This window comes from Paraburkholderia panacisoli (assembly GCF_008369935.1).
GTDB lineage: Bacteria > Pseudomonadota > Gammaproteobacteria > Burkholderiales > Burkholderiaceae > Paraburkholderia > Paraburkholderia panacisoli.
The window spans coordinates 327,693-346,072 of sequence record NZ_VTUZ01000005.1 but is presented as its reverse complement, the minus strand read 5'-3'; the positions used below and the strand labels follow the sequence as shown (position 1 = coordinate 346,072).

General features: G+C 60.0%; 16 protein-coding genes and 2 pseudogenes. 7 read left to right on the top strand and 11 right to left on the bottom strand.

Going from position 1 to position 18,380, the window contains the following annotated elements:
- Positions 1 to 605: 605 nt before the first annotated feature.
- Positions 606 to 1,691, top strand: a complete 1,086-nt coding sequence (locus FVF58_RS10410) for an AIPR family protein (RefSeq protein WP_149669803.1) — start codon at positions 606 to 608, stop codon at positions 1,689 to 1,691.
- A 46-nt stretch (positions 1,692 to 1,737) separates the two neighbouring features.
- On the opposite strand, the gene FVF58_RS10405 is transcribed toward FVF58_RS10410, so the two are convergent.
- From FVF58_RS10405 to FVF58_RS10395, 4 genes are all read right to left on the bottom strand, one after another.
- Positions 1,738 to 2,415, bottom strand: a complete 678-nt coding sequence (locus FVF58_RS10405) for a carbonic anhydrase (RefSeq protein WP_149669802.1) — start codon at positions 2,413 to 2,415, stop codon at positions 1,738 to 1,740.
- Positions 2,416 to 2,433: 18 nt separating this feature from the next.
- Positions 2,434 to 3,747, bottom strand: a complete 1,314-nt coding sequence (locus FVF58_RS10400) for a DUF2254 domain-containing protein (protein ID WP_149669801.1) — start codon at positions 3,745 to 3,747, stop codon at positions 2,434 to 2,436.
- Positions 3,748 to 3,905: 158 nt separating this feature from the next.
- A complete protein-coding gene (locus tag FVF58_RS51335; protein WP_188130775.1) occupies positions 3,906 to 4,052 on the bottom strand; it encodes a hypothetical protein in 147 nt (48 codons plus the stop codon).
- A 571-nt stretch (positions 4,053 to 4,623) separates the two neighbouring features.
- Positions 4,624 to 5,754 (bottom strand): alpha/beta hydrolase, encoded by a 1,131-nt coding sequence (locus FVF58_RS10395; RefSeq protein WP_246217009.1) that lies wholly within the window; start codon positions 5,752 to 5,754, stop codon positions 4,624 to 4,626.
- Positions 5,755 to 5,863: 109 nt separating this feature from the next.
- Between FVF58_RS10395 and FVF58_RS10390 the strand changes: the two genes are divergently transcribed.
- From FVF58_RS10390 to FVF58_RS10375, 4 genes are all read left to right on the top strand, one after another.
- Positions 5,864 to 6,898, top strand: coding sequence for an AraC family transcriptional regulator (locus FVF58_RS10390; protein ID WP_149669800.1), 1,035 nt, complete (start codon positions 5,864 to 5,866; stop codon positions 6,896 to 6,898).
- Between the two features lie 365 nt (positions 6,899 to 7,263).
- Positions 7,264 to 8,226 (top strand): TauD/TfdA dioxygenase family protein, encoded by a 963-nt coding sequence (locus FVF58_RS10385; RefSeq protein ID WP_149669799.1) that lies wholly within the window; start codon positions 7,264 to 7,266, stop codon positions 8,224 to 8,226.
- Between the two features lie 108 nt (positions 8,227 to 8,334).
- Complete coding sequence (locus tag FVF58_RS10380) at positions 8,335 to 8,814, top strand: 2,4'-dihydroxyacetophenone dioxygenase family protein (RefSeq protein WP_078199206.1); 480 nt, start codon at positions 8,335 to 8,337, stop codon at positions 8,812 to 8,814.
- A 60-nt stretch (positions 8,815 to 8,874) separates the two neighbouring features.
- Positions 8,875 to 9,732 (top strand): TauD/TfdA dioxygenase family protein, encoded by an 858-nt coding sequence (locus tag FVF58_RS10375; RefSeq protein WP_149669798.1) that lies wholly within the window; start codon positions 8,875 to 8,877, stop codon positions 9,730 to 9,732.
- Between the two features lie 632 nt (positions 9,733 to 10,364).
- On the opposite strand, the gene FVF58_RS10370 is transcribed toward FVF58_RS10375, so the two are convergent.
- The 6 genes and pseudogenes from FVF58_RS10370 to FVF58_RS10345 form a co-directional block, all read right to left on the bottom strand.
- A complete protein-coding gene (locus FVF58_RS10370) occupies positions 10,365 to 11,531 on the bottom strand; it encodes an IS91 family transposase (RefSeq protein ID WP_149669797.1) in 1,167 nt (388 codons plus the stop codon).
- Positions 11,532 to 11,552: 21 nt separating this feature from the next.
- Positions 11,553 to 12,428 (bottom strand): tyrosine-type recombinase/integrase, encoded by an 876-nt coding sequence (locus FVF58_RS10365; RefSeq protein WP_149669796.1) that lies wholly within the window; start codon positions 12,426 to 12,428, stop codon positions 11,553 to 11,555.
- 309 nt (positions 12,429 to 12,737) lie between these two features.
- Positions 12,738 to 12,913, bottom strand: a pseudogene (locus tag FVF58_RS10360) (IS21 family transposase); the annotation flags it as partial.
- A gap of 172 nt (positions 12,914 to 13,085) precedes the next feature.
- On the bottom strand, positions 13,086 to 14,240 hold the full coding sequence (locus tag FVF58_RS52635) for a hypothetical protein (protein WP_246217008.1): 1,155 nt from the start codon (positions 14,238 to 14,240) through the stop codon (positions 13,086 to 13,088).
- Positions 14,227 to 15,480: an LssY C-terminal domain-containing protein gene (locus FVF58_RS10350; RefSeq protein WP_149669795.1), complete on the bottom strand. Its 1,254-nt coding sequence runs from the start codon at positions 15,478 to 15,480 to the stop codon at positions 14,227 to 14,229. Before FVF58_RS10350 ends, FVF58_RS52635 begins: the two co-directional genes overlap by 14 nt.
- Positions 15,477 to 16,769: an LssY C-terminal domain-containing protein gene (locus tag FVF58_RS10345; protein WP_149669794.1), complete on the bottom strand. Its 1,293-nt coding sequence runs from the start codon at positions 16,767 to 16,769 to the stop codon at positions 15,477 to 15,479. Before FVF58_RS10345 ends, FVF58_RS10350 begins: the two co-directional genes overlap by 4 nt.
- 673 nt (positions 16,770 to 17,442) lie before the next feature.
- Between FVF58_RS10345 and FVF58_RS52630 the strand changes: the two genes are divergently transcribed.
- Positions 17,443 to 17,790, top strand: coding sequence for a hypothetical protein (locus FVF58_RS52630; RefSeq protein ID WP_149669793.1), 348 nt, complete (start codon positions 17,443 to 17,445; stop codon positions 17,788 to 17,790).
- A 166-nt stretch (positions 17,791 to 17,956) separates the two neighbouring features.
- A pseudogene (locus tag FVF58_RS52625) lies at positions 17,957 to 18,076 on the top strand (polyphosphate kinase 2); the annotation flags it as partial.
- Here FVF58_RS52625 and FVF58_RS52620 read toward each other — a convergent pair.
- A complete protein-coding gene (locus tag FVF58_RS52620) occupies positions 18,019 to 18,255 on the bottom strand; it encodes a hypothetical protein (protein WP_246217021.1) in 237 nt (78 codons plus the stop codon). The pseudogene FVF58_RS52625 and the gene FVF58_RS52620 sit on opposite strands and share 58 nt — an antisense overlap.
- Positions 18,256 to 18,380 lie beyond the last annotated feature (125 nt).

Below are 18,380 nucleotides of genomic sequence, written 5' to 3'. Positions count from 1 at the left end.
ATGGCGGTCGACGGCGCGTGTTAAGCGAGGGGGATCGCGCAGAAGAACGAGGACCGCGACTCTTATTGCTCGCAGAAGTCTTTCACGCGATTCCGCGAATCCATTCGTTCGCGCCTCGTGCCCGGCGAGCAGTGGAGTGCGCGCAGACGCCACAGCCGCCGGCCTAGATGATGGTTCCGGGTACGCCGAACTTGACCGATCAGTTGCGACCGAACTGGCCGGAATCAACGGCGACGATGACAACGAATTCCGCAAACTGAACGCTCTACAGACACACGTGCGCGAGGTTTGCCTCGCACCGCGCTAACTAGTCTCCTCCCCCGTGGCATGGGGTTAGGCTCGCCGTTCGCGGCGGGCTCGGGTCAGTCGGCCATTCGCCCGTCGAAGAAACAAGCACATCTTGCGTCGCCGAAGTCAGTCCCCGACGAGCGATTGCCCGTAAGGCACTCTGCGCATGGAATCATTGGTCGAAATCTGTTTTCTGAAAGGAATAGGGCGAGAGCCGGTAGTAGAATCCGCCTCAGCTACGCTGTGACGTTCCGTGACGCCTAAACGTTAAGGGCGCGCGGTGAGAATAAAGCAACCATACCGCATACGAGATAACCATGAGCTACACGACACTTGTTCGTACTTTGGATGTACTCTGCAAGGAGGCGCCTAAGGGGTTTAAGCGATACCATCCCAAAAGCGATGATATAGAAAAGGTTAACCGAGCGCGCTCGGCGGCGTTTATCCATTTATTTTTGAAGGTCAGATTTGGTCTTACTCGATTTGCCGAGCGGCATGAACATACGTGTGATGGCTCACAAGATGGCGGCGTCGATGGCTACTTCATCGATACAGAGGAACGGTGTATCACGCTGATACAATCGAAATTTCGTACAACGCAGAAAAACTTTGAGGAAAAAGCAATTGAGCCGATCGAATTACTAAAAATGGAAGTGAGCCGCATCTCGAAAGGAGAAAAATTCGACAGCAATGGCAAACCTTTCTCAGCGAAGATCGCTGCGTTCCAAAAGAAAATCAATGAAATTAGGGACATCTCGCTATACCAGTGGCGGGTCGTTATCCTCGCCAATCTGAAGCACATCAACGATGAGCAGCTTCGCCGCCTCATCGACAACATGGACTACGAAGTCTTCGACTTCCCGAAAACGTATTCTGAATTGGTGTTCCCGCTTACAACAGGAACGAGCTTTGTCCCATCTGAAATTGTGATCAGGATCAACCTAGGGAAAAAGCAACAACCTCAGCTCAATCAAGATGTCGAAACCGGTCCTGGCACGTGCAATGTTCGAATGCTTTATGTTCCGACCATCGAGATAGCGCGCGTTACGGCAAAGTACAGAAATGCCTTGCTGAGATACAATCCGAGGAATTACCTATCGCTTTCAAAAAACGAGGTAAACCTCAGTATCAAAGACACCATTAAGAACACAATTAAGAATGAGTTTTCTCTTAGGAATAATGGCATTACTCTGCTGGCTGACTATTCGTCCGTAACTGATCGAACTGGCGTCTCTGGTGAAGGACAGTTAATCATAAAGGATCCCATGTCCGGACATCTGTCCGCGCCTTCGCAGGGGCATTCAAATGTCGGCTCCGCACCAGACAGCGGTCCTTCGTGCGCAGAACATTTCAGTCGCGTTTCCGATCAGCCCTCACCGCACGACCATCCTCGCCACGGCTAGCCCATCGACCCGAGATGGCAATTATATAGAAGACCTTCGTGCATCTTCACCGCGCCCGCGCAGCAAGGCGCGCAATCATCCGATCAGCCATCGCGCGGTCGATGACTTCGAATGAGCGGCTCATGCGCTCATAGGCATACATGTCGCCAGTCGCGATGTCGAACCACCAGCCGCTCAACACCAGTGCGCCCGCAGTGACCTGCTGGTGAACGATCGGGTATGTCATCAGATGCTCAAGCTGCACCAGTACGTTGAGTTGTGACAATTGATCGTGCGGTTTCAGCCTGTCATTGAGCGGACCTTCGTGTTCGAGGCGAAACGCTGCGTTGTTCGCGTGGTACAGCCATTTATCGAGATTCGGCGCTTTCAGCTTGGCGTTGCGTGTATACACTGCTTTCATCGCTCCACACTCGGAATGCCCGCACACAACAATATTCGCGACTTTCAACACCAGCACTGCATACTCGATCGCGCTTGCCTCGGAAAGGTCACCGGTAGAGACGCCTTCCGCAGTCGCCGGTGGTATCAGGTTGCCGACGTTGCGCATCGTGAACAGATCGCCCGGATGGGTCGAGGCAAGCAGGTCCGGCACAACCCGGCTGTCCGAGCACGTGATGAAGAGCGCATCAGGTGTCTGCGCGAGCGCCAGTTTGCTGAACTGCTGCGCGTATTGCGGCAGCATTTTCTCGCGGAATTCAACGATGCCCATTATGAGTTTGCGCATGGCTTGCCTCCGAAAGGGCTAGTTGTTTGCCGTCGAGGCTGCCGAACCTCCAAGCCCTTGCGAGTCAGGGATGCGGGCCAACGCCAGGTCCTCCGGAAACGGATGTTTCGAAGCGATCGCGCGATCGAGCAGTGCGAGCTCGACGCTCAATGCGTCATGACGATGCTCCGGCAGGCTCCGGATGAGATTCTCTATCGCCGCGCGCAGACGCCGTGCGATTTGAATGCTGCCCGCGCCGTACTGTCGTATCTCGCGAAAACTAATATGCACGAAGTCTTCCCAATTGGGCGTCCGCAAGATCACGCGCACCTGCCCCGACCCGTCCACAATCTCTTCGATGTGCAGAGACCGTTTGCCCACCACGCGCAAGAGTCGGTGCACCTGGTCGATCGCAAGCACGGCCGTGGTCGGATCGTTGATCGCCGCCGACAGTGCTTTCAGCGCAATATCGACCAGGATGCGAAACGCGAACATAGGGTCCTGCTCCATCGTGCGTTCCGTCCCGAAAGCGACCAGGGTGCGGAGCCTGCGCTCATCGATTGCGCCAGAGTTCCCGTACAAATAAAACAAGGGTTCGTCCACCGCGACGAAATCACCGACTTGCGGCACGAATTCGATAACTGAGCCAGTGCGCCGCGCCTTGGCAAGCAGCCTTTCCAGATTCACGGCCAGAACGATGCCAGATTTGCCGCGGTGACGAATAATGCGATCAGGTACGCCGCGCTCTTTGTCACGTTCCGGCGAGGTAGGTGCACCCCTGGTCGGAGCGGGATAAACGCTCTCTATGACGGCCATTCCGTGCTTTCCAACGCGTGCTACGAGGCTTACGGGACGCAGAGATTTCGCGGCGTAGTCAATCAGGAAAAGGAACGCGACGACGGATGCGAATCCAAATAGCGCTGCAATGAACACTTGAAGCTGCTGTACCTCATTCTCACCCATCCAGCCCAGCGTTCTATTGGCAAACAGCATTGTGAAAACGAACAACCCCGAGATGCCACGGATGATGTTATCGCGCAGCAGTGTCGTCGCGATGATCCGCGGGGTGTACTGCCCGCCAGCGACCTGGATTGCGACGAGCAGCGAACCGAACGTAAACACCAGAAACGCCAGGTCTGCGGAAACGATGTCACCAAGCAACGACCGCGCCCCAGTCATGGACAGCCCAAGAAAACCGGTTTTCGGATCAAGGATCGCTTGCCTGATCATCCACCTTCCCAGCATTTCAGTCAGAGGTTTTACCACGGCATAGATCGCGACTGCGATGAGCGGCACTGCCCACAGCGAAGATTTTAGGTAGCTCTTTAAGCTGTACCAGCGATTCCAGTCCATGTTTGCTCTCTCCCTACGATCCATATTGCAGCGGGAGACCAAGGTCTTCGCGGTTCGCCAAGTGGCATGCAAAGGAGGCCTCCCGACCGGGCGCGCGCACGGCTGCGCTTACCCTACGGTCGCTTCCTCCGGCCGTCGCCTTGATGTCCCGTCGACGCTCAGGCCAGCGCCGCGGTAACGTCCAAAACCACCTGTTTTGCATGCACGAACTGCACCGGCGCCAGGCCGACACCGTCGCCTCTGTCCAACACCCGCGACATCGAAGGGCCAGCACCGCCAGCAGATGAGTTGATCTGCCGTTCCAATACTTTCTGATTACACGGGTTGAGGCCGGATTGCTATCGCAAACGAATCCACCGGTCATGAGGAGTTCCGGTGGCTGGACGAGGTGACGGACACGTGAACCTTTCCGAAACAATAAGACGCCTGAACTTCCGGCCGGTCAATGAGACCTTGGTCCAACAGGTCATGGACGCCGAATTTCCAGGATGACGCCTCGATGGATTCCGGAATGGCGAAGGCTGACGGCCTCCGGACGCGAGCAGGGAAGCCACGCTGATCACGGCATCGCGCCAGGGCCTCGGTCGGCCCCAAAATTTTCGCTTGACACGATTTAAACGGTTTTCCTGAAACTGCGAATAACAGTTATGGGCAACAATTCGCCAGCCGACTCAATGTGTGGATGGCCGTTAAACACCACCTAAAAGCAGCCGTAGAGGTGACGCCAGGTTCAAGGTCCGGAGAGGGTCGATGACGGTCCGCCGTGTCGGGCAACAGTCGGCCACTAGCTGCCGTTCGCGTTCGCGGTCGCTCGGTCATTCGAATGACCGCTCCGCTCAGATAACAGACCCCTGATCGCAATGGTTTCTGCCGCCTCTATGCCGCTTCGACACGTTTGCGGTCACCCGTGCCGACGCTGCCGCTGGTGCTCCCGGTCGCATGCGCCGCTAGCGAACAACCTGGACGCTCGCGCTCGAACTGCCCGAGAAATTCCAGGAGCAATTCGTTTACCTGATCAACACTCTCTTCCGCCGCAGCATGGCCCACCCCGGGTAGCAGCACCTTTTTCTGTAGTCCGGGAAGATAGGTGTCGAGCCGGTCGTAGACACCGCGGATTTCCATCGGTTCGAGGGAAGGGTCGGCAGCGCCACCGATGAACATGCTCGGCTGGCGAACCACCGCGCCGTCCAGAAACGCTGTGATTTCCCAGTTGCGGTCGCGACAGCGGTAGTGATTCAGGGCACCGGTAAATCCCGTACGTGTGTATTCATCGACGTAGTAGTCGATCGCCCGTGCGCTCAGCCATGACGGGAACTCCGTCGGCTCAGTGAAGGCGTTAAGAATGGGTTCACCGGGTTCGACAAACAGGCGCCAGCGTTCGGCACCGAAGGCGCTGCCAGAGACCGAGTAGAAGACGCTGCGCAATGTCTTGCGCGGATCGCTGGCCAACTCGCGATCCGGCTTACCGATCTGCTGGAAGTACAGGTGATGGTACACCCTGCCTTTCGCCATTTCCCGCAAGCCGATGGTCGGCTTGACCTTTCCGCGCGGTGGCACCGGGGTATTGAGCATCACGAGGCCGCGGAACAGATCCGGCCTCAGCATGGCCGCTGCTTGAGCCACCCATGCGCCCAGGTCGTGTCCGACGATAACCGCGGTCGTTTCACCCAGAGCCGCCATCAGGCCAACCATGTCTCCGACTGACTGGATCACGTCGTAGGCTTCAATGGCATCTGGCCGATCAGTTTGCCCAAATCCCCGTTGATCGGGGACGACGACCCGAAAGCCGGCCTCGGCCAACGCCCCGATCTGGCGGCGCCACATGTACCACAGGTATGGAAAACCGTGCAGCAGAATAACGAGCGGGCCCTGCCCCTCGTCGATGTAATGCATGCGAATGCCGTTGACTTCGGCAAAGAAGTGCTTGAATGCGGCGGGGTCGTCGGCATCCACTTGCCCCAATGCGGCGCGCGGCTGACCGATACGCGTTGCTACTTCCTTGTCCATCGTCTACCTCCATCTTTCGAAATTCCTGATCTCCAAAGTAGCCTGACAAGCTGTTCCGTACTAAGCTTGTCAGGACATAATCTTGTGAAATTGGGACAGGTGACGGTCCGTGCATACCCTGACGCGAAGTGCCAGCCTTACCGACTATGAACACGTCGCCCGTTCGGTGGGGCTTGATCCGCTTCGAATGCTACGGATGGCCCGGCTGCCCGCCACGGTCCTCGAAGATCCGAATTTGATGATCAGTGCCGATTCGGTGGGGTGGCTGCTGGAGGAGTCGGCCCGCCTGTCCGGCCAGGAGGCCTTCGGATTGTTGCTCGCGGAAACGAGAAGCCTGGCCAATCTGGGCATGCTGGCGCTGGTGCTCAGGGAAGAGCCAACGTTGCGCGCAGCAATGCAATCTTGCGTCCGCTATATGCGACTGCACAACGCCGGCGTGCAATTGCGGCTTGAAGACGCAGGCGACGTCGTGCTGCTGCATATGGGCGCGAATATGCAGCCCCCCGGTGTCTGGCGCCAGACTATCGAACAGTCAGCCGGCATCGGATTCCGGATGTTCGGGGCGCTGAGTGGCAATTCCTTCCGACCGACAAAGATCTGTTTCGCCCACGAGCGGCCCGCCAGTCTTGAAGTGCACCACCGCGTGCTGGGTACGGCTATCGAGTTTTCGCAGGAATGCAATGCCATCGTTTGCCGCGGCCGCGACCTGGACATGCCCATCCCCGCTGCAGACCCGACGCTGAATCGCGAGGTGAAGCGATGGCTGGACATGCAGCTGGCCAACGTCCGCGACGAGCCGGCGCAGCGGGCGCGCCAGATCGTCAGGATGCTGCTGCCAAGCGGACTTTGTTCGGTCGACCAGGTCGCCCAGCATCTTGGCACGCATCGACGCACCCTTAACCGGCACCTCGCGGCGGAAGGTGAGAGTGTCACCACGATCATCAATGCTGTACGTGCTGAACTCGCCCAGGAGTATCTGGCCAACAGCAAACGCAAGTTGTATGAAGTCGCCGACCTCCTCGGCTTTTCCTCTGCCGGTGACTTCTCGCGCTGGTTCCGCGGCCAGTTTGGCAAGACACCCTCGGATTGGGCCGCCCAATACCGGGAGAGCCGAGCGGCAGCCAGGCCCATCTCGCATAAGTAGGAAGGCTGGGTTCAGGATCGGCTCACGCGCTTCTCCGTCATCCTGGCCAGCCGCACTGCCCGAACCAGTCGCATCGGTCTACACGTTCCTGACGTTACAGATCCGCGCCACATCCCGGCGGTGGCCGGCATTGCCGTTCGGACTACGCCGAAGCGTTGCCGCCATCCGGGTTCCAGTCGCGACTCCCGGCCTGGTGTCCCAATATGCGAAGAAATTGTCCGGCAATGCTAATAGCGCCGCAGCCGCAATGCTTACCATAAGTCCCATGGTCCAACGAAACGGTGCCCCTGCCCGTTGACAGGCCAGCTATATCTGCCGGACGCACATAGTGCTCGCCGCCGCACAAGCACAGATCGGAGACTTCAATGACATCAAGCGTTGCTACCCAGAGCACTACTTCACAAGCCTCGTCCATCGCACCGGCCATTATCCGGCCCTCGGTGCGCCGCGATTCGATCAAGGTGGAGATTTGCACGCCCGCCATCGGCGCCGAACTCAGCAACGTCAATCTCGCTGATGCCGCCCTGGACCCTGACGCCATCGCCGAAATCCGGGCGCTGTGGCTGAAGCACAAAGTCCTGTTCTTTCGCGATCAGAACATTACGCCGATGGAGCAACAGAATTTCGCCGCGCAATTCGCCGAACTAGAAGTCCATCCCCTTGCTCCGAGCCATCCGGAGGCGGACAAGTTGCTGACGCTGTACCGCAATCTCGACCCGGGCAAGCCCAAGAGCTTCGTCGAAAAAGCCAGCCGCGAAAACCTCTGGCATGCCGATGTCACCTTCAAGAAGGCGCCGCCCCGCGGAGCGGTGTTGCGTTGCGAACAGGGTCCGGCATCCGGTGGAGACACCATGTGGTCCAACATGGTGATGGCCTACGAAAAGCTGCCCGACTCCATCAAGCAACGGATCGATGGCCTGTATGCGAAGCACAGTGCCGAACATTCGTTCGGCGCGCAGATGCCGATCGCAGAACGTCACGCGATGGCTGCGAAGAACCCCGCCGTCGAGCATCCGGTCGTGCTTACCCATCCTGAGACGGGCGAAACGGTCCTGTTTGTTAACTCGGCCTTCACGACGCATTTCTCGAATTTCTTCAACTTCGAGGACATCCGGTATGGCCAGGACTTCATGCCGGAAGCTCATCATCTGATGAACTATCTGACCTCTCAGGCCGCAATTCCAGAATACCAGGTACGCCTGAAGTGGAGAACCAACACGGTTGCCATGTGGGACAACCTGCAGGTCCAGCACTACGCCGTGGCGGACTACGGCAATGCGCCACGAAAGATGCTGCGCGCCACCCTCGCGGGCACCTCGCTGGACTAAAGCGCACAGTTTCGCCGGCATATCCAGGGCACCCACCCGTCAGGGACACGCGGGCGGCCTTGGCACGCTTGCCAGTTTTCGACCACTACTACACCAATGGAGACAGACATGCTATACGAACAGGTCGACACCTCACTCATCGATGGCGAATCGCTACCGTGGGTACCGTTTGCGCCCTATGCAGAAAACGTCCTGCTGAAGTATTTCAAGCTTGATCCGATCCGGGGCGAATGGATCGTGCTGATGAAGTCACCGATCGACATGCAACTGCCCAAGCACCACCACACCGGTACGGTCATGGTCTACACGATCGAAGGCAAGTGGAAATACAAGGAGCACGACTGGATCGCCGGACCCGGCAGTGTCGTGTACGAGACCGCCGCGTCGACCCACACGCCTGAAGTCGTCAGCACGGGAAGCGGAGACGGATATGTGGTCACACTGGTTCAGGTGACCGGCGATCTCCTTTTCCTCGACGGGAACGACAACATCGTCGCGCTCGAAAACTGGAAATCCGGGCTGCAGCGCTATCTTAACTATTGCGAGCAGCATGACATCAAGCCGAAAGACCTCACGGCATTCAACTGATCTGGATTTCAACGGCGAATATTGCGGCGTAACTCTCGATATGAATTGCAAGGAAATGAAATGCGAATCGAACCGGTGACCTCTGCCATTGGCGCGGAACTGCTCGACGTGAATCTCGGCGATGCAGTGCGCGATGACGGCCTGTTCCACGAAATCTATGCGGCACTGCTGAAGTACAAGGTCCTCTTCCTGCGCGACCAGGACCTGGACAAGCTCTCGCGCAAAGACCACATGGCCTTCGCGATGCGCATGGGTGAGCTTGAAACACACCCGATGGTCCCGAGCCATCCGGAGGCGCCAGGCCTGGTGCAGATCTACAAAACGCCGGAGAAGCCAGCGGATCGCTACGAGAATTCCTGGCATTGCGACACCACGTTTCGCGAAGCGCCTCCGATGGGCGCTGTACTACGCTGCATCGAATGCCCGCCGGTCGGTGGCGACACCATGTGGGCCAACATGGTCTTGGCCTACGAAAAACTGCCGGAATCCGTCAAAAAGGAAATCGACGGCCTGATCGCCAACCACAGCTTCAATTCTTCTTTCGCCGCCGCCATGCCGCAGGAAAAGCGCTTGGCGATGAAGGCGCAATACCCAGATTCCGAGCATCCGGTCGTGCGCACCCATCCCGAAACCGGCGAAAAGGTACTGTTCGTCAACGCCTTCACGACCCACTTCGTGAATTACCACACCAACGCGCACGTGCGTTATGGCCAGGACTACAACCAGACCGGCGGCGACCTGCTGCAGTACCTGATCAGCCAGGCCTACAACCCCGAGTACCAGGTGCGTTGGCGCTGGAAGCCATACAGCGTGGCAATCTGGGACAACCGCTGCACCCAGCACTACGCGGTGATGGACTACCCACCCTGCCACCGCAAGATGGAGCGCGCGGCCATCGTCGGCGACAAACCCTACTAACAGGTTCACTGAACTTCGATAAAAATCGGGAAATCGGCGTCGCCAGTTCTCTTGTGCCATTTTTCCGTTTTTGGAGAGTCCCAATCTCCATCGGGCGTTCGCGTTCCCGTCCCGTATCGTCTTTGGTGGCTTCGGCGCGAGCCGGCAAGGGGCGGCTCAGATCGCAAAGCCGCCATTCCACCGATGCGGTTGGAACCGACGGTTCTGGGTCGACTTGGGAAGTTCAGCACGGCAAGAGGGACGAGGGATCTTCGACCAACCATGGACTTCCGGGTTCGTTTAGGGTTGTTCGATGCCGGCCATCGGCCGCAGGAATGTGAGTGCACCACCGTGCGTTGCTGGCAGGCGTCGAACGAGCCTCGATGGAGGAAACCGCGGAGTGCTGCGATACGGTGGGAGTCCTGGAGGCTATGGCGATTGATAGAGCGGGATGGCCCGCGATGTTGATGGATGCGTGGTGCGGTGGGATTCTGGATGCGCGCTGAGACAGTGATGAAGCGGTGCCGTGGCGCAGTTGTGGTGACAAAGCGGACGTGCGAGGGACTGCGCGAGGCGACAGGCGCAGAGGTCCGCTTGTGGGCCGCGTTGCCGCAAAGCCGACGGTCGGGTTGGAGGTGCAGGAAGCGTTACGCTCATGTCTCGCCTCGCCACATGGGTGGTGCGCGAATGGGCGCCGTGCGTTCCAGGATCTCAATGACGATCATTGGCGCACCGCAGTGCCGGCAGACGAAGGCCGGAGCGACGGCAACCTCCGGATCGGGCTGGATGGTGAGCACGGGTACGACGTGCAGCAACTCACGCACCTTCGCGAGGCTGGCGCGGCGCACCGGGTTGGCGAGCAGGCCGTAGTGACGGATGCGATGGAAGCCACCGGGCAGGACATGCAGCAGGAAGCGACGCATGAACTCACCGGCCTCCAGTGTCATGGTCTTGTAGCGGGTGCGCCCCGTTGCGCGGTAGTCCTTCCAGCGGAAGGTGACGCCGCGTTCATCGAATGCGACCAGGCGCTGGTTGGAGATCGCGACGCGGTGCGTATAGCGTGAGAGGTACTCGAGTACCGCTTGCGGTCCTGCGAAGGGGCGTTTGGCGTAGACCACCCACTCGCAGGTGCGCAGCGGCGCAAGCCACCGCGCAAAGGCAGCCGCATTGGCAAGCGCGGTGTACTCGCCGAAGAACTGCAGCTGGCCGCGTCGATGTGCGTCGGCGAGTGCTTCGAGGAAGCGGCGCCGGAACAGGCGCGAGAGCACGCGCACCGGCAGGAAGAAGCCGGGGCGGCAGGCGATCCACCGCTCGCCATCGGGCGACAGGCCACCGCCGGGGACAATACCGTGCACGTGCGGATGATGCGTGAGCGCCGAGCCCCAGGTGTGCAGCACGAGCGTGGCGCCGATCTGCGCGCCCAGGTGTCTCGGATCCGCGGCGATGGTACGCAGGGTTTCGGCGGCGATGTCGAACAGGAGCCCGTAGATGACCGCCTTGTTGTACCAGGCGATCGCACTGATCGGCGCGGGCAGCGTGAAGACCACGTGGTAATACTCCACGGGCAGAAGGTCGGCCTGGCGCGCCTTGAGCCACCGGTGTGCGGCGCTCGCCTGGCACTTCGGGCAATGTCTATTGCGGCATGAGTCATAGGAGATCTCCAGCTTTGCACAGCCGGAACAGCGCAACACATGCCCGCCCAGCGCCGCGGTGCGGCACTGTTCGATGGCTGACATGACCTTCAGCTGCCCCAGGCTCAGATGTGCCGTTGCTCGCCACGCTGGCCCGTGGCTGCGGAAGATGTCCGCAACCTCCAGCATGAGGCGCTACAGGGCGCGGGCTTACCCGGGAGGCAGACGGTCCAGCGGACTGGTGACCTCGTGCAGCAGGTCGGTGGCGACCTGGACGTAGAGCGCGGTGTTCTCCAGCTTCGCGTGCCCGAGCAGCACCTGGATCACGCGGATGTCCACCTTCTGCTCAAGCAGGTGTGTCGCAAAACTGTGCCTCAAGGTATGCATCGATACGCGCTTGTCGATGTGTGCGGCCTCCGCGGCGGCATGGATGGCGCGGTTCAGCTGTCGCGTGCTGAGCGCGTCGACGGGATCGAGTCCGGGAAAGAGCCACCCACCATCAAGCATCCTGCCCTGGGTCCATGCTACGTGCCACCAGACGCGCAGGCGCTCCAGCAGCACCGGCGAGAGCATCGCGTAGCGGTCCCGACGGCCCTTGCCCTGCTCAATGCGTAGCGTCATACGCTGGCTGTCGATGTCGGTGACCTTTAGCGCCACCACTTCGCTTGCGCGCAGCCCGGCGCCGTAGGCGACCGACAGCGCGGTCTGGTGTTTGAGATTGCCGGCCGCCTCGATCAGCCGCCGCACTTCATCGGGGCTGAGCACGACGGGCAGTGTGCGGGGCACGCGTACCGGGTGCATCCTGACCATCAGTTCAGGCCGGTCGAGCGTGACTTCGAAGAAGAACTTCAGGCCGGTGATCGCGTGATTCAGTGACACGGGCGATGTGCCGTGATCGACCAGATGCAACTGGTAGCGCCGCAGGTCCTCGACGGTGGCGGTGTCAGGTGAGCGCCCGAGAAACCGGGCAAATTCGCGCACGATGCGCAGATAGATGTCCTGCGTCTTCGGCGACAACTGGCGCATGCGCATGTCGTCGATCATGCGCTGGCGCAGTGGACTGGCGTTTGCCTGTGGGGAGGTCATGATGGGGCTCCTGCTGGAAAACGAGGCGGATTGCCTCATTCGCCAACATACGGAACCGCGCGACGGACCTCCCGTGAACCACACGCGCTGGGCCGGAGCCCCTACCGCGCGAGCGGTTTCGTTCTTCGGCCAGGTCCAGCCGTTCGCTCACACCTCTGCGTGGTCATTCGAACGTCCGCTTGGCCCCAGATAAGAGACCGTTACGCGCGGATCTTGTCGGTTGTATCGTCGGCCTTAGCTGGCCGGGTCTGCTCGCAATCAGTAACCAATGAGCCCTCTGCCTTATGTTGTGTCTGACTTTGAAGTGTGATGCGAGCCGATCCAGTCAGGCAACTCCTGCGTCCAGGTCGCTTCGGCGTACGTGTAGTTCGAGCGCCGAGAACGGCAACGAATAGCTCGGCGTCGTGGATTTCGCCGGTCTGCGTGTCGATGATGGCGATCCTGTCGCCGGGGTAGTCAACGAACAGCTTCTCGCCGGGCGCGTGCGTCTGACCCAAGGTCAGCATTACGCGGTCGTTCTGAGCGCCGAAGCGGGCAAGCGTAAAGCGTTTCCGGTGGGTGTCGAGTCGAATGGCCGCCGCTGGAACTTACCAGCGACAGGAGGGGGGCGCCAATACCGAAGCGGCGTCCGCAGAAGCGGGAACGGTCCACGCCGTTTCACTTTCCCGATGTCGACAGATCTTCCTCCAGAAAGCGCAGAATCGCCTCCGTTAGCGCCTCACGGGGGTAAGCGTTCTGCGTGACGAACAGCGAGCCGATCATGTCATGGGTTCGCGCAATAGGCACGGCCAGTGCCCAGTGATCGGCATTGACGTAGCCGATCAGGGCGCTTCCGGGCACGACCTGATCGTAGAAGATCACCTGGCTGTCGTTACGCGGATCGATTCGCGAGAGCTTGTCGTAGCTCGATTCAAGAATCGACGATATGCGCTGCGCCTCAGGGAACGTTACGAGCGAGTAGTACCGTACATCGCCTGGAAGCGGATTCTGCGCCATCCACGCCTGGCGGGTTGCGGGTCGCAGGCTTTGCACGGCCCCGCCATCTCCCGACGTGCAGGTCGCGCCCGGAAAGTGCCGCAGCAGGTCAGCCTGATATTGCTGTGCATCGTTGGCGAGCGGCGATCCGCCGACCGCTCCGGCGGCGCTGACGACGGCCGCCACGCGGCTACGGATCTCCGGATAGGCAACGACGGCCTCGAGAATGTCCGCCGCCCCCTTCGAGTAACCGATCAGCACGAGGTGTGCGGGTCCGTCGGGCGGTGGCATGGTCATCACGGCATCGCGGATCTGGCGTGCATTGTGAGCCGAACTCGACAACCCGTCGACATCGAGCATGAACCCGTCGTATCCGTATTGGCGTAGTTGTTTCGTGACAGTGCCAGGCGCATTCAGCCACGGCTTGAAGCAGTCGTACCCGATGCCGGGAACGACTGCCGCCATGAGGTGCCGCGTGGATTGGCCCAGAGCGACGGGCGCGCCCGTGCCGGCCGGTTCGGTGCCCACGCGTGTCAGGGCACTTTCGCAAGGGCGGTAGTCAGGAAGCGCCCGGCCGTGCGCTTCGAGCACCGCGCAGTAGATTTCCCGAAACCGCGCCCGCTTGTCCTGCACGCCCGCATACGATGCAGGAACGAGCATGAGGGGCGGCGTGTCCGTCGTGTAGGGAACGAGCGGCTTCGTTGCGCATGCTACCAGCGCGAGGCAGGATGCAAGGGCCGCGAAACTGGCTCGGGCATTCGCCGATGCACGCGCATGCTTGACCGCTCGCGGCGCGACCCCATCTTGCCGTTCGGAGACGGGGTTACTTGCCGGCATCGCCGCTCTCCTTGCGTGCTGCGGGTTCACCCTGTTCCAGATAAGGCACCCAGTCGAGCATCTCCACGTTTGTAAAACTGAGCGGGCGCGTCGCGAAGAACATCACGGCACGCAGTCCGTCGGTGTAATAACGCCCGCCGTTCAGCGTGGTCCGCGGATGTCCCTGAGGTGACGCACCTACGCCGTTCACGAAGCCGAGTTTATCCAGCCCGCCTGAATACATCATGTCCTGGACCAGCAGGTTCCTTGCTTCGTCGACGTCTTCGTGGAGCGTGCCGCCGTCCGTATCTTGGTGCGCGAAGCGGCCCCCGACAGGCCGTCCGACCTGCACCAGATACACTGCGTCACCGTTAAAGCGGATGGGCGCGAGCCACGCACGCAATGACGTGGAGGGCGCGCCCGTTTGAGCTTCCTTGCGCAGGATGACGTCGGGCGTGCGTCCGAACAGCAGTTGCGCCAGGTCATTTTTCCGCCTGTCGCGACGATAGCTACGGCGCACCATGGCCGACCCAATGTCTCCCAGCGTGCCGATGGCCACCACGTTCAATGGATCGGCTGCCGTTTTCGCTTGTTCATCGGTCGCGCAGCAGGGCATCTGTTCGAGTGCTGCGCGCAACGAGGCCAGGTCGTGGTAGTCGACGATGGCGGTTTCGGGATACTGGAACAGCGTCAGCGTGAAACGCGGGTCGGCGGCGTCATCCGGCACGGACAGCAACAGCGAGTAGGGGATCAAGGTTTTACTGCCAAGCAGATCGATATTGACGAGTTTGATCTGCCGATCGGGGTTCGCGAAAAGAATCCCTGTCCGGGTTTCGCCGGGCGGAATAGGATTTCTGAATCCGAGCTTGTTCAGGTGGCTGTCGATTTCCGCATTGGTCGCCCCTCCAAGCAGCGTGTGCATGGACCATGCGACTTCGAGTGGCGAGAAGTAGTTGGGATCTGTCCCGGAGTGGAGCAACCATAACGCCTGCGAAGTCCGGTTCTCCACTTCGATCCATAGCGGCTGAACGATGTGCCTGTTGATGTCGGCACCAAACATGCGTTTACTTTCATCGGCTCCCAGCACGGCCACGCTGACCCGGGTGTCCTGCTTCGTTGCGCTCACCGCTCGCTCGCGCAGCGGCGCATCGTCGAAGCTGGTCGGGGCCGTCCACGTCGCACAGCCCGCGAAAACGAGTAAGAGGACAACGCTGCCTGCCACTTTCTTTAATGCCCGTTGCCGCGCTGGCGATTCGCTCATCGTTTTGCTCCCTGGGGTAGCGCGTTGAGCTTCGCGGCTGCCTCCCAAGGGAAGAATTCGATCCCTGAGAGCGGCGTGGGTTGCCGGTCGAATACGAGTACCTGCCGATAGCCGTCCGTGAAGTAAGGATCGGTGGTGAGGTTCTCTTTCGGGGCGCTTTGCGGCGCGGCGCCGACTCCGTCGACGAACCCGATCTTCTGGAGGTTCTGGGAATAGGCCATGTCCTCCGTCAGTGCCGTGCGTGCCTCGTCGACGTCCGGGTCGATCTTGTGCGTTGTAAACGTGGGCGAGTGAAACGTAAGACGGACGCCGATATCCCGGCTGATCTGGCCCACCCACACCGGCTTGTCGTGATAGCGCATCGGGCTTAGCCAGAGTCGCAGGTGATTGCGCTGGTGAATCGTGTCGCGCGCTTTCTGCAAGGCGAGGTCCTGGGGCCGGCCGAACAGGTAAAGATCACTGATAGGTGCATTGACGTAACGGTCGCCGGACAGCGCGGAGGTAATCGTCTTCATGATCGCACCGGACCATTTCTGTTCGGTCGGACTCCAGCCGCGGCGCACCAGTGCGGCAAACGCGTCGTCCAGCCCGCCCACGATGATGAGATTGAGCGGATCGCCGTTCTTCGAACCGTCCGCGTTGGTCGCGCAACAGGGAAGCGCTTCGAGCGCGGCACGGAAAGCGTCGTCCTCCGTGTAGTTCACGATTTTTTCCGGCGGATAGATATCGCGCCGAAAAACCGCGCTGACATGATAGTCAGCGTAAAAGCCGGGCACGGCCATGAGGAACGAAAACGTCCGCGCTTTTTCGCTCGCCACGAGATCGAGCTGGACGAGCTTCGCGCCTTCGCTGAGGTTGGTCAGCACATAACCGGATACGGTCTGCCCCGGCAGGATTGGGTTGTGGAAGGCAAGCGCACGGAAACGCCGGTCGAGTTCGACGTTTCCGCCATGCACATCGCTGTGGCCAAACGCCTCGGCGGCTTCGGAAGCCGGGAAGAAATTTGGGTCGAGGCCCGGCGACATCAGGAAATAGCTGGCCGTGTCGTTGTCCTGCACCTCGATCCACACAGGCTGAATGCCCTTGCTGGCGAGCCGCACGCCATACACCGCCGCGCTTTCTTCATCTGAAAGCACCGCCGCGGAAACGCGGAGTCCGCCTTCGCTGCGGTTCACGGCTCGGCTCTTGTAGCTGATTCCATCTGCGTTCGGCAGCGTGGTGGCCGCGCAACCGCATAACGCGAAGGCGCTGACAACAGCAGCCAGCCGTCGATTCACGACGCGGTCCATCGCGTAACCTCTTTGCCGCGAGCCAAGGCGGCACGCCTGTCAATGGGCTGATGTCAACCGATCTTTCTGCACATTCAGGCTACTCTCTATATAGCCTTCCGCAATATGCGAGTGGAATTATAGTGTGCGGCTACGAGCGCGCCATCATTAAAAATCGACAACATCGAGGCCTCGCTCGTCGTCGATCGGCGCGCGACGCGTGTCCGCGTTAGCGGACGCCCGAGCGGTTTCGTTGTGCCTGCCACTGCTGGAAAACGAAGCCTGTTTCACAGCTTAGTTAGCCTCCGCCGCGTGTGTGCATAAGACCAAAGGCCGATTTACGCATGCGCCGATAGTCGTCATCGTATTGAAATCGCAAGAAGCATACGGTTGGGGACTGGCTCAGAGGTGCTCGTTACTCTGCCCGTTACTCTCATTGACTGCATCATCGATAGGCTATTGCCGCTAACCTTGCTGCGGGTCGCGGCTGAAAGGATTGCCTCTGCGGCGTACACAAAGACTCATTCGCGCGGCCCATTCAAGCTTGGCAACGACCAGTCAGCGCTGAAAAGGCCCGTAATGAAGGCTTGTCATCGAGTTTCCGGGCGATGCGAATCGTTCGGGCTAGCACACATTCTCACGCGACGTTGCATCAAACCCATGGAAATGCGGATCCAAAGTGAGGGATGAAAAGATGAAACCGTTACCGATTCTCCTCGTGACTGCCGCCACCTTGACTGCCTGTGCGACTGCACCGATGCCGCCGAACGCACAATCGGTCGGTGAAAGTCAGCAGCCGGTCGCCGCAGTCGCGCAATGCATCGCTCAGAAATGGGCGAACCGGTCGCAACAGACAGTCATATCGCAGGTCATTGTGGCGAACAATCAGGCGATGGATGTCTATGTTCCAGGGCAGCGGCCGCCGGATGGCGCTGCAGCTGTCGTGCGGCCCTCGTGGACGGGCCACAAGACCTGGGTCGGATTTCGCTCGGGTGCAGGTGCGGGTGGAGATGCCACTGGCGATATCAACGCGTGCCTTTAAGCCGGAAGGCCGGAGCCCTTGATGGCAACCACAGCCTTCGTCCGCTGTGAAGCCGACAAGGTCAGAAGCGCTCGGCTATGTATTTGAACGGATAGTGCGCTTCCTTATAGCCATGGGGTTTTTGCCTCTTTGGCAGCGTAACTTTCTTTCGCGGCATGGCTTCAACGACGCGCGCAAGGTTTGGAAACTGACGGATATGGACCTGAAATACTATAGCTGCTGGTATGACTACTCGCGTGCACGCGACGCGATGTTCGAGGCGTCGGACACTGAAATCGCTTCCTGGGGGAGGCACATGATGAGCATCAATGCGCTGAGCACGCCGGCGAACGGAATGACCGCGACCCAGAGCCCGGCGGCGCCGAGCGAAGCCTGGGCAAGCTCCGTTACCACGACACCGAGTGCGATCGCGCGGATCGACTGACCCGTGAGGTGCACGATGTTGGCGCCGTTGCCCGGCGCCACACGCGCGAGGCCGGGGCGGTCGCAAGGCCGACTGCGCGCTCGCCGTGACCATAGGGCAGTCCACACACAATCAGCATTAATATCAGATGCACGGCAAACGAGCCGACGAGACCCATTTGCACCAG